The 11,838-nt window shown below is 47.4% G+C and carries 10 protein-coding genes and 3 pseudogenes; 5 read left to right on the top strand and 8 right to left on the bottom strand.

Features of this window, described 5'->3' with window-relative positions; translation table 11 throughout:
• Positions 1 to 80, bottom strand: a pseudogene (locus tag NDA02_RS25390) (IS6 family transposase); the annotation flags it as partial.
• Here NDA02_RS25390 and NDA02_RS25385 point away from each other — a divergent pair.
• Positions 58 to 408, top strand: a complete 351-nt coding sequence (locus tag NDA02_RS25385; protein ID WP_348256160.1) for a DDE-type integrase/transposase/recombinase — start codon at positions 58 to 60, stop codon at positions 406 to 408. The pseudogene NDA02_RS25390 and the gene NDA02_RS25385 sit on opposite strands and share 23 nt — an antisense overlap.
• Positions 409 to 456: 48 nt before the next feature.
• Positions 457 to 750, top strand: a pseudogene (locus NDA02_RS25380) (IS1 family transposase); the annotation flags it as partial.
• 10 nt (positions 751 to 760) lie between these two features.
• Here the strand turns inward: NDA02_RS25380 and NDA02_RS25375 are convergent.
• The gene (locus NDA02_RS25375; RefSeq protein WP_348249668.1) at positions 761 to 1,690 is read right to left on the bottom strand and encodes an S-layer homology domain-containing protein; all 930 of its coding nucleotides are present in this window, start codon (positions 1,688 to 1,690) and stop codon (positions 761 to 763) included.
• A 256-nt stretch (positions 1,691 to 1,946) separates the two neighbouring features.
• Between NDA02_RS25375 and NDA02_RS25370 the strand changes: the two are divergent.
• Positions 1,947 to 2,047 (top strand): annotated as a pseudogene (locus NDA02_RS25370) (IS6 family transposase); the annotation flags it as partial.
• A gap of 90 nt (positions 2,048 to 2,137) precedes the next feature.
• On the opposite strand, the gene NDA02_RS25365 reads toward NDA02_RS25370, so the two are convergent.
• From NDA02_RS25365 to NDA02_RS25355, 3 genes are all read right to left on the bottom strand, one after another.
• On the bottom strand, positions 2,138 to 2,551 hold the full coding sequence (locus tag NDA02_RS25365) for a hypothetical protein (protein ID WP_242067607.1): 414 nt from the start codon (positions 2,549 to 2,551) through the stop codon (positions 2,138 to 2,140).
• A gap of 126 nt (positions 2,552 to 2,677) precedes the next feature.
• Positions 2,678 to 2,920: a transposase gene (locus NDA02_RS25360; protein ID WP_206755123.1), complete on the bottom strand. Its 243-nt coding sequence runs from the start codon at positions 2,918 to 2,920 to the stop codon at positions 2,678 to 2,680.
• Positions 2,921 to 2,965: 45 nt separating this feature from the next.
• Positions 2,966 to 3,310: a hypothetical protein gene (locus tag NDA02_RS25355; RefSeq protein WP_190794737.1), complete on the bottom strand. Its 345-nt coding sequence runs from the start codon at positions 3,308 to 3,310 to the stop codon at positions 2,966 to 2,968.
• A 4-nt stretch (positions 3,311 to 3,314) separates the two neighbouring features.
• Between NDA02_RS25355 and NDA02_RS25350 the strand changes: the two genes are divergently transcribed.
• Together NDA02_RS25350 and NDA02_RS25345 are read left to right on the top strand one after the other, a co-directional pair.
• On the top strand, positions 3,315 to 3,548 hold the full coding sequence (locus NDA02_RS25350) for a hypothetical protein (protein WP_190794738.1): 234 nt from the start codon (positions 3,315 to 3,317) through the stop codon (positions 3,546 to 3,548).
• Between the two features lie 81 nt (positions 3,549 to 3,629).
• Positions 3,630 to 4,952 (top strand): pentapeptide repeat-containing protein, encoded by a 1,323-nt coding sequence (locus NDA02_RS25345; RefSeq protein WP_199296872.1) that lies wholly within the window; start codon positions 3,630 to 3,632, stop codon positions 4,950 to 4,952.
• Between the two features lie 35 nt (positions 4,953 to 4,987).
• Here the strand turns inward: NDA02_RS25345 and NDA02_RS25340 are convergent, their stop codons facing one another.
• The 3 genes from NDA02_RS25340 to NDA02_RS25330 form a co-directional block, all read right to left on the bottom strand.
• Positions 4,988 to 8,422, bottom strand: coding sequence for a hypothetical protein (locus NDA02_RS25340; protein ID WP_348256159.1), 3,435 nt, complete (start codon positions 8,420 to 8,422; stop codon positions 4,988 to 4,990).
• Positions 8,423 to 8,629: 207 nt separating this feature from the next.
• Entirely contained in the window at positions 8,630 to 10,087 is a 1,458-nt protein-coding gene (locus tag NDA02_RS25335) for a hypothetical protein (RefSeq protein WP_190794741.1), read from the bottom strand.
• A 30-nt stretch (positions 10,088 to 10,117) separates the two neighbouring features.
• Entirely contained in the window at positions 10,118 to 11,821 is a 1,704-nt protein-coding gene (locus NDA02_RS25330; RefSeq protein ID WP_348256158.1) for a hypothetical protein, read from the bottom strand.
• Positions 11,822 to 11,838 lie beyond the last annotated feature (17 nt).

The following is an 11,838-nucleotide window of genomic DNA, read 5'->3' as shown; positions in this document are numbered from 1 at the left end:
TAACGGCAGTACCAACGAACATTGAGCAGGATAATTTCAGGCAAGAAATGCCGCCACTTGAACAGAGCAGCAGTAGCCATCGGAGGGCGAGAAGGCATAACGGGGCTTGTCTACCTTACCAGCGGCTGTTTTTGCGACACAACCCTCAAAGAAGATGAAATAATTGTTCAAGCGACTGAATTGAGGCAAAGCAAGTATTTGAATAATCTCGTTGAGCAGGATCATCGGAACATCAAGCGAATTGTGAAGCCAATGATGGGGGTCAAGACGTTTAACAGTGCCAGGAGAACTTTGAGTGGGCTTGAAGCAATGAATATGATTCGCAAAGGTCAGGTGAATAGTATTGACAGGGGGGATATTGTCTCTCAGGTCAAATTGATCGAAGTACTCTTTGGCGTAGCTGCTTAAGACAATGACCTTGATAGGTATCGATTGTCTTTAGTGAGTTTTTGCGACACAACCAAAGCAGCTCGCAAAGTATGGCAATCCTTACCTGCACGCTATCGCCAATGTGCGATCGCCTACACCGACTTTTGGGCAGCGTATGCAGCAGTTTTACCCAGTAAGCGTCATCGAGCAGTGGGTAAAGAGACTGGAAAAACCAGCTACATTGAGCGGTTCAACAACACATTGCGGCAACGGGTGTCTCGCTTAGTGCGAAAAACTTTATCCTTTTCCAAATCCTTAGAGAATCACATTGGTGCGATTTGGTATTTCATCCATCACTACAACGCATCATTACTTTTGTAGTACTACTCATCTAGAAACTGTTGTAATCACCTGGAACAATATAAACTGAATTAATTGCAGGCATTTGCTTTGTTTCAACGAGTGCCTGGTAAAGCATGGCAACTGTTTCTGCACGAGTTGCAGCTTGGGTAGGATTCAATACTTTCGGATTAGGGTAATTGACAATGAGTTGATTAGAAGTAGCAGTTGCAATCTGTCCTGTTGCCCATGCCGGAATGCTTGTACTGTCTTCATAGAAGCTTAACTTTGTGTTATCACCTGCAGGAGCTAACTTTAAACCACTAACTAACGGCGCAACTACTTCCACACGTTTAAGAGTGTCGTTAGGTTTAAAGTCATTACTGTCTCCCAGTCCAACTAGAAATTTATTACTATAATTTCTCTGAATGGCATTATACGCCCAAAAATCAGGAGGAACATCGACAAAATCCTTCACTGTTTGCGTTTCTGGCAGATTGAAAGCTTGGGTTAATAGAGCAGCATACTCTGCACGAGTTAACTTTGCATCTGGCTGAAATGTACAGTTTGGATAGCCTTTAATAATACCTTGAGTCGCCAAAGCTTGAATAAATTCTGAGGCCCAGTTGTTATTAATATCACTAAAGGCTGTACATGAAAGAGATTTCTTGAAGATCTCTGCGTCTTTTGGAAGCGCTATATAATCAATATCGTTCCGAGATTTAGCCTGATTCAACGCAAGGTCAAGCGTTTTCAGGGGATTCGTTTGGGTGCCATTGTTGCGATCGTCTCCGTTATTAGGATTAACGTAGATGGTTGAAGATGGTTCAGGTTTTGCCGAGAAGAATCTATTTAGCAGAAAAAGCAAAGGAATTAAGATTAGAAGGGTCAGTAAAAGTTTGTCTACAACTTCAAACTTTGTAGGTTTCTTTTGGGAAAACTTTACACGGCTAGGACAACGCTTCTTGCGGTTTGGTATCATGATAGGCTTCAAGGCTTGTAGCAAGTCTCCCCTCGCTCGTTTTTTGGGAAGAACATGATTATTTTAACTATATTGTCTTATCCCTTATGCTGTAATTATTACAGCTATTTCTTAGACATTTATCTTTACCTGTGTTTGTTGGTATTTTAGTACCACAGCACCAATTCTTCTTACTGGTTTGAGAGAAACTCAGGTTGTGTCGCAAAAACAGACTAACGGTAAGGAGGGAAAGCTTAACCCCTGTTCCTGAGTTTTCATACTGACTCTATATCTCTTTAAATAGCGGCATCTTCTATTAGAAATCATCTTGCTGAATATGCAGTGGTATTATCGTTACTGCCTAGGTTCTGGAACTTATAGAAAATGATGCAAGAGCGAGGAGTGGAAGTCGATCACTCAACGATTAACGAGTGGTGTTGAGGTACACACCCTGCTTGACTGACAGAACTAAGAAGCTGGAAAACGGCTGAGAACGATAAATTCACGCTCGAAAGCATCATTCTGTTGTCGCTTGGAAGCAATGGCAGGTTGAGGGTCAGGCAGACTGGAGAGGAATGGATAAACCTGTATCTTCCATTGCTGGGTGATGGCAAGGCGAATCCAATTCCAACCGAGCTTGAGATAACTCATGCCCCGATTCCAGTGAGCATCTACTCGGCGATGCTTGCCTGACAGTAACACATTCATCCCTTGCAGTACCAGAAACAGCATTGTTAAAGCAATCACCCCGCATAACTGGGAAAGGGCAAATTTGTCCCGCAACCTGGAGGCTTCGAGATTGAATCCGTTCGACTTTAGATCCAAAAATGATTCCTTCACCTGAAACCTGAGGCGGTATTGAGCAAACGTTTGCAAGTTCATCGGCTCATCGCTCACAATCGTCCAATCCTCACCGCCTTGCTTATCATGGGCAAACGCCAGGTAAACGTTGGGGTAGGGCTTGGTCTTGCCTACTGATATCGCACTCGTGAAGTAAGCCTGTCCAGGCTACAAGTGCACCGATGATACTTTGCACCATTGCCCCTGGTGCTGAAACTGAAACGAACGTTTAATCCGAATCCGAAAATGCCAACCCAGATTTTCCTGGAGGTACTTCATCAGTTTGCCATCCGCAAAGCCCCGGTCTGCCAACAAAACAATTGCCACACCCTCGGGCAAGATTCTTTGGGCTTGCCGCAATACCCTTTGAATCGTCCACAACCGGACGGTTCTGCTGGAGTGCGCTACCACTCGTCAAGCCACTGGGACGGTTCTGCCCCGATACACGACACCCACCTAGATAATACAGAAACAATTCCACACCACGGTTGTATCCAGACTCAGATAGAGGCGTTCGCGCTCCCATCCCAACAGGGCTTGCCTGACCAAGGCATGATGGGCTGAAGCGACATCAATGCGGCGATTGGACAACCAACGTCGAAACCGTCGTTGATAGGATTGAGCAATTTGGGCACGGCTTGTCACGTACACCCCAAACCCATTGAGATGCACGTTCTGGCTTTGAATTATGCCGATGATCATCCAACACAACGTTTGTCGGTGATGGGCATCTTGCCATTGAATGTCACATTGGCTCAAATATCGAGACAGCGCATCATAAAGACGGGAAGTAGGAGACATTGATTTGCTGATTGGTGTGGTTACTTCTCAGCCTAAATCATGCTCTGCTTCCCTTCTAGCTTTCCTTTCAGCTTCCTCCCGTTTTGTCAGTCAAGCAGGGTACACACCAGAACTAAACAAACAGATTCATCTTCATTTGAAACAAACAATTCATGGTGCGTTGATGAACGAAAAACGGAGTTTATCTATCATTCAAGAAGTTTTTGCAACACAACTAATAAAGGTGCTTGATATTTAATAAATAGGGATTAGATTAGAACTAGTCCTATTAACCATGTATTAGCAATCCCAAATGTCCCGAAGCCAGTTCCCGAGCTCCATGTTCAAGATCGTTTCAAGCATGCTTGAGACAAGGCTGAGTTCAGGCTTTCTTAGAATTAAGGGATTAAAAGTAGTAACGAGCTTCCTAGCACTTTTACTTTTAACTTGGCTACTTCTGACTCTTTTCTATCCACCAAAAAGTAAGCCTGGAAGCCCTCTCAGTCCTGAGCTAAAAGAACTAGACGAAAGCCTAAAAATAGCGAGAGAGACGACAGACCCATTCATTCGTGAGGACTTTATTCAACGAGAAGCAAAAAGATTTGGGAAAACGACAGACGATTACAAAAAGCTGATGAGCATCCGTAAGCGAGACGGAGACATTCTGCCTAATGCACCTTATGGCGATTCTCTGGGGGATTGGGTTCGCTGGTATTTCGATGAGCTGATCCCGGAACAACGGCTCAGTGTGGCTTGGGGTACGGGTCTTTGGGGAATTGGCAAGGTAGCAACTTTCGCGATCGTCTTTGCTGTTTTGCTTTTCTTGCTTGAATCACCGAAACGTTCACGGCAAGCAAAATATCAGGCATGGCAGGTTGTTTATGCAGCCTATGGGCAAAAGGTGAGTGGTGCCAGGATTGCAGCTCTAGAAGATTTGCGAGCACGGGGGGAATCTTTATCGAGTCTGACTTTAGAAAAAGAGGCTGTTTTAAGCGAAATCAATTTAACAGATGCTGACCTTACCGATGCTAACCTTAGTCATACCGATCTCAGCGATGCTATCCTTTGCGGTGCTAGATTGATTGGTGCTAACCTCAGTGGTGCCATTCTGATCGATGCTGACCTCAGCCGTACCAACCTTAGCGATGCCATCCTCTGTAATGCTAGGCTCAGCAGCGCTATCCTCTGTGATGCCATCCTCTGTGGTGCTACGCTCAGCCATGCCATCCTCAGTCGTGCCGATCTGTGTTGTGCTGACCTCTGTTATACCGACCTCAGTGGTACCGATCTCAATGGTGCTATCTTCTGCGATGCCATCCTCAGCCATGCCATTCTCAATGATGCTGACCTGAGCAGTGCCGACCTGAGTGGTGTTGACTTGAGTGGTACTGATCTAAGTGGTGCTAACCTGAGTGGTGTTAATTTTCAGGAGGCTATTCTGCTCGCTTTAAATTTGAGCAAGAGCAAAGAACTAAGCCGAGATCAACTAACAGGATTAAATCCACCTCTTCTCTGCGCTGCGAATCTACCTGATGGAATGAAAGATTTATCCAATCGAGATTGCGATCGACTTCCTCAAGTTTTGATGGATAGGTATCCAGATAATTTCAAGACATTAGATGAGGCAAGGGAGTATATGAAAAATGTCCAGAATCTGAAATAGTGCGTTAATACCTGCCTTACTTATCTCAGTTAGGGTTATATAGATTTGAGAGGCATATTTTTAATTTCCCCAGCAATAAACTGTTTGAGTGCGTCCCCTTGCAATCCTTGTTGAGTACCCCTTGCAGCGGCATCGTTAGCACGCTGATAAACAGCATTAAAAAAGGCAATATAACGATCCTGTATCTCTGATCCTTCAAGCCCAGGGGTAAGGCGGATTTTCTCACCTCTAATCTGATTCAAGTTAGACGTGGCAAAACCAAAGCTAGCCCGCCCGGTGAGGGGTAACTTCTCCTGAGTGGCAAATTCTTTGAGCTTATCGACAAAAGCATCCTCGGCATCAGTATTACCTGGAAACTTAATGTCAAGAAACACCGCATTGGGATCATCTGTCTTGGCTACCTGCATCACAGACGTTGTTCCTGGACTCCAGACCATACCAGGAGTCAGGGCATTATAGAAGCGTTTTGTATTGTCCATAATGGCTTTGCGATACTCATCCGTATCCTGAGAAGCATGGACACCGATGTGAGAAAGCCCTTGGAGACTCGTACCTTTGAGTTGGTCTTCTGGGGTTTCCATCCGCTGATTGAAATCGGCAAAGGCTTTGTGACTATTAATGTTGACAGTGAAGCCGCCGTAATAATTATCCATCCCCAACATATCGAACTTTTGGGCACTGCGGAACAGAACAACATTGAGCTTGCCAGACGCAATGCGATCCTTATTGTGTTCGAGGAAAGCCTGTACGTCTTTGGAGTTTACAAAGTCGATAGTGCAGTCGATCGCCACGGTGAATTTATCTGCTACCAAGTTGTTGCGGTAGAGTTCGTCTACATGGTGCTGAAGGTTTTCAATCTGATAATGATTCCGACCCAGCGAAATATTGTGATGGAAGTCGCAGACATAAAGGTCTAGTGGTTTCTTGCCTTGAATAGTAGACGGATCAAGGGGCACTGTGCTGATGCCATCAGAACCCCGCACGGTATCCCCATCAAACTTTGACACACTATACGTGCCGGAGGCGGTTACGGCACCAGCAGATTCATAGTAATGGTCTTTAACCACACAAACATTGAGTTCGTTGCTCTTTTTCAGGGCTTCAACGCTGGAAAGAATACTTGCCAAACAATGCATGGCTGAGGGTTTGAGCTGCACACCGGGCTTGTCTAAGTTGGTCGGAATGATAGGGTCAGACGGATTCGTCAGCCTAGCCCGGATACTATCACCAAAGGCATCGGTGCTATAAGGTTCCACTAGGGAGAGAAGGGTCGCAATCTGTTGCTGAATCACCTCCACCTGGTTCAGAAAATTGATATAGGCTTCACTGATTTGAGTGGAAGTGGGGCGATTTGCTGAGGTTTTCAAAAATGCTTGACTATCCACAGCACTAGCCATTGCATTCAGCATACGATAGTAGGACGTTTGCAGAACTTCGTCGAGTTCCTGATCCTGCATGGCTTTGTCAATCCCCCCCTTGTCAGCGTTGTACGCTGCTAGTCCTCGCAACAAATTCACAGTAGCTGTGGGTAGAGTTTTGAGATACGGTGGGGCATTAACAGTGTTAGCCAGTGTCTCAAACTGCTGGAAGGTTTTATGCTTTGTGAAGTCTTTGAAGCTGGAAAAGACTTTCGGGGTGGGTTTGTCAGAAGTTGCCAGTTCCGTTAACTGAAGGCCCCGCTTTTTCAGAACTGTGGAGGGATCTTCTACTTCCAACCACGCCTTCCTGGCCTGAATTGGATCAAGCAGGTATCCTGAGTGGCTCATGCTGTGCTGGATAGAGTCGAAAAACTCTCCTGACAAAGAGCGCAGTCCAACATTATCTCTAACCGCTTGTAAAAGCTCTTTTTGAAGTGGAGTATCGCTGTCTCTAGGAGTTCGGATTAGGAAATATGGGGTAAGAAGTACATCTACCCCTTTGTAACGGGTCATTGCCCCAATCTGGAGGCGCTCCATGATGCTGGCGAACACCTTCTTGTCCATGTCAGGATGGGTAGCCAGAAACTTTGCTACTTCAGCAAAAAAGGCTTTTTCCAGATCATCATTCATCTTATTAATTTCTTTGGGTTGTGTCGCTTCTTGTTGAAACAAATCAGTAATGTCGAGAACAACATTGTTTGTTAGAAGCCCGCCCCTTTGTGCGTTACTAAAGAGATCTTGAAGCGCCTTGCTAAAGTCTGCCTGACTGGTAATTTTGGTGTTGACTCCCTCCATTCCATACTCACGAGCCAGCACCTCACGAAACGTGCTGTTGTCGATCAGATGTGCAGCATTTTCATCCAAGCCCATAGCACTGCAATAGGCTTGCTGCACAGTGTTGAGCAGAGGATTGAATATAAGTTTTCCGCTGCGGTAATAGAGAGCTTGCTCGTTCAGTACAGGGGAAACTTGAGCACCCAGTTCTTCAGCTTTTTGGGGGCCCAGTGGTGCCACCTTGCCAAAGCCTTGCAGCATTGTGAGCGCCAATTTTTTCTGTACAGCGGCGTCTTTACCGTTCAGGTCACGGTATGCCTTCATTAGGCTGGCTTGCTCAAGATACCATTCGCGCGTGATTTCTTTAATTTGCCTGGCAGTTGTGCTATCAGCAGTGCGGAGCAATCGGCTAACGTCAACGTACTGGGTATGGTCAAGAAACTGAGCATTTTCAGATCCTTGCAGTAAATTAGTATCTCGCGCCATTTGACGTAGATCACTCGCGTCAGTCTTAAGTCGTCCAATATTGGTGCGCACGGTGTTGTAGCTGCCATCCCCTGCTACAGCCTTGAAGAGCTGCAACATTCTAACTAAGGAGCGACCACTCTCAGTAGTGGGTTCAAAGGGGGAGAGTTTGCCTTTAAACGAGGTGGCATCTGAGAAATCCTTGAGCATTTGAACATCGCCATTGGCGTCGGCTAAGTCAATGATTTTTTGCAGTTCGGCTTCCAGGTTTACACGGGCTAAGGCTCTGTCCCCGCCGAGGGCAACCAGTTGTAGAATGCCACCCCGAAACTTATCGACGCGACCAGCAAGTTTCTCAGCTTCTCTACGAACGTTAGGATTTTTGAGCTTGGTTGTATTAATGCTGGGTTTGGCTGGCTCGCGCTTGATCAGGGCTAAATTTCTGTTCTGAATGTCACGTAGTACAGCAGATGATCGCCGCTTGGTTTTGCCGATCGCCTGCTCTATTTCCGCACCATCGATCGCAACTTGATCATCCTGGATCGATCGGAGGCGGCTGGCGCGAAGAGATTGGCTATCTGACGATGACTGTTCTGCTGATGAAGGGGTAGCTGTGCGATCGGTGTCATTATCGCGATCGGTGTCTCTGCGCTTGAGGGCAAAGTTCAAGTCAAGCGTAGTGGAAGTCAAGTCGTCTGTGGTTTTTGGACGGCGTAGATTGCTAGACTGAGGGCGATGGTTAGTATCTGCTGCTACACTATCCAAATCTCCTGTACTGGCAGCGCGACGCTTTTTCACTTTGCCTGAGAACATGATCGATGGCTCCAAATGTTGAGGGGGTTAGGAGGGTTTTGGCGGAATAGTTCAGATCAGTCTGGTTAGGCGGCGGGCGATCGAGAGACAGATGAGGTAGCGATTAGCCCGGTAACCATATTATGCAACTATGTAGTCTGACTAGTTGAACTGTCCCCTCTCTACAGCTAGACTCGGTCACTTCGACTGACGAGACACAATGAGACATTATCTGCTCTCGACCCACGACTGGAACGCCTTGCGCTCTTCGTATGCGTCCACGTACTTTCCGTTGGCATGATGGGTGGTGCGGTTCTCCATCAATCGTCCCAAGTCCTGGTCTTGAAACCAAGCATACACATCAACCTCATCCCACGACATGCCGAATCGATCCTCTGCATCAAGTTGCGATTCCACGGCTCCGTCCTTCACCGCTAGCCCTGTTCTAGGGCTGAGAAATAGCCCTGTTAAATGCTGGTAAGCATGCACAAACTCTTCTAGGGCTGTAAGCAGGGCTACGACATTCTCCGGATCCCAATTTACACCTCCCCCCTTGTCCATCTCAATTAGGTTCCCTAAATTCTCTACCCTGGCCTCTGCTGACTTGCCGTCCTCGCTTACCGCTAACATATTTGGTTCCAAAAAGGGGTGACGTTTTGGCTTTGTATTGACCCTGACATTAAGATTCTGCTGAAGTGCTTTCCAGAAGCCGCTGTCTCCAAGCTTTTTTAACGCATCGTCGTACTGCCCCTTACGGATATATTGTGCAACGTTGTCCAAATAAGTATGTAAACCCGGAATATCCCCACGTGCGGCTTGTCTCTGGGACTCACTCGTACCTTCTCTCGCCTTGCGTAGTACGATCATACGTTCAGATGCAAGAAGTTGGTCAGTGATATTCTGCAGTTCTGAGGCGAGTTGTGGTGGGACTGCATCCGCACTCATCCGTTGCATCAACATCGCTGCCCTGTCTCTGTCACGCCATATCTCGGCAATTGCGCCGTCATCCATGGTTGAGAGATTATCTGGTACCTTCGACCCTAATAGATTTACGGATTCTTTAATGAGCGCCGCTTTGAGTTCGTCGGATTCTTCGATGAGCGCCGCTTTAAGTTCGTTGATCGACCTCTTGTATTTCTCGTATTTCTCTGGGTTCTTGGTCGATAGACGGTTGAGCATCTCGAACACAGTGGACACTCGATCGAGTGTGCCATCTTTAACTATCTGATCGAGCTCTTTCACTACGTCTGCTAGTGATGACTTTGTCTGATAAAAACTCTTAGCTTCGAGTCTTATATCTCCCTGTTTGAATGGATTTTGCCTTGCACGGTTTACCGCGCTCGCATCATTAAAAAACCGATCGCGAAGCGTCTTTATCCTCTCGGTTTGTGATTGTTCCTCGGACTCTAGCTCTTTGTCTTGTGCAAACTTGCTGCGAATTTCTAGTGTATCTTCCCTAGGGTGTGACCGATCTAGAGTACGTCGAATTGATGTTTCATCGGCACTAGAGAATTCAGGTAAGGGTGTACGTTGCTTCGAAGCCTCGCTAGATCTTTTGCTTTCGTCACTCTCTGCTAGCGATGTGCGCACCCTCGGTGTTTCATCTCTGCTTTTAATACTGTCGGGACGATATTTCTCTTTACTGGACTTGCGGCGGGGTGCTGAGTGCATAATTGATGTCTTCAAAGGTTGTTGAGTGCACTAGGTCGTTTTGAGTTACTTGGTAGTAAGTTCGCTATTTTTGTTGCTGACTACTTCTGTGCCAGTGAACCGCTGCTGCAATTCATGCGTTTGCCGGGCACTATCACTTACTAACTGTGCTGATCGCAATACCAAAGTCGGTGCTTGTTCAAATACATTATTGATATCCTCCTGAGAATAAGCTCGAACATCACCCTGTTTCGTTAAAAAACTCTGACGCGTAATCTCACCTTGAGCCTCTGCATTCGTTAAAAAATTCTCCAACGGTTCCGGTGGCACGAAGGCTGCATGTCGCTTCAGAAACTTCTCCTCGCTGCTAGCATCCCGATGTAGCGGCAAATACTCGACCTTACCTTGAGCCGTTTCTGTCGGGTAAAGCATCCGCTCCTTGCCAATATCGTATTTAGGCTTCAAGGTTTTCAGCGTTTCGTGCTGTTTTTCTTCACTTACTTCTGGCGGCGTGAACCCATCCCAAAGTGGTGTCCCATCCTCCGCTTGCCGTACTGGAATTGGAGGCTCACGATCATTCCGACGATTGACCCCAGCCGGTAATTTGGCGGCTCGTTGTGCCCGCCGCTGTAACCCATCCGCTGCATCATCCCGCAGTGCCGTCCGGCGACGTTGGCTTTCATGGTTCGCCACCACATCATCTGGAATAAACAACCCTTTCGCCAGCTCCAACCCATCCGCTTCCCCTTTCCGTGGCAGGTAAATAGTCTTACCCTCCGGGGTGTTGACTGGATAAACCTTGCGCCCCTTGCCCAGGTCGTATTTGGGAGGGCGATCGCTCATGGCATTTTCTGCACCCAAAGGAGCCTTCGCAGTAACGTCCTCATCATTGAGATAGCGTCCCTGGTTCAATTCAAGAGCTGTGGCTTCGCTTTTTTTGGGCAAATACTCGGTACTACCATCAACTGCTGCCGTTGCAAATACCGTGCGTCCTGTAGCAAAGTCTCGCAGAGGAGGCTTGTTGAGTACCTTGTTTCCTTTGGGCGGAACCTCCACCTGCTCGTCGGGGACATATTTCCCCTGGCTGAGTTCCAGCGCTGTGGCTTCGCTTCTTTTGGGTAAATATTCCCGCTTCCCATCAGCCGTTTCAGTGGCAAACACCGTGCGCCCCGTGGCAAAGTCTCGTAGCGAAGCTGATTTCACTGTAGTCAGGTCGGCAAGAGTATTGACTGGGGCTTTCTGCACCGCAGCATCGGGTATAAACGCACCATTCTGCACCTCAAGCGAGGTTGCTTCACTAGAGACAGGCAAGTATTGGATCTTGCCCCCATCACCCTCCACCGGAAACAGCGTGCGCCCCGTCGCAAAGTCCCGCTTGGGTTTTCCCTTGGGACTAACCTGTTTTCCCTGGGTTGGATTGAGATCCCGCTTCGCATTCTGCCGTTTTAGGGCAGCAGGCTTACTCACCTGTAGTGGCGAATAAGGGTTTGTATCTGCTCTAGCATCTGCCCGTGCCCGTCGGGCTTCTGGACGACCCGGTGTTAAACTGCGGGTGCTTTGGCTGCGAGTGAGTGCCCCCGGTGTTGACGCACGTTGACTACCACCACTTCCCAAAGATGGCGATAAAGCTGATCCAGAGAGTGCACTATCTGTTGCCGATCGAGTCCGATTCGCAGCCCTACCACTAGTCACACTTCGCCGTACACTAGAGCGTTGCAACGGTCCCTTTTGCCTGCGGCGGATCAGCTTTTTGGTTTTGGCAGTACTCATGCCTTACCTTCCTCAAT

This window comes from Leptolyngbya sp. ST-U4, from assembly GCF_039962215.1.
In the GTDB taxonomy this organism is placed as follows: domain Bacteria; phylum Cyanobacteriota; class Cyanobacteriia; order Elainellales; family Elainellaceae; genus Leptolyngbya_A.
Note: the sequence above shows the minus strand (reverse complement) of the source record. Positions and strands in the feature narration are given on the sequence as shown.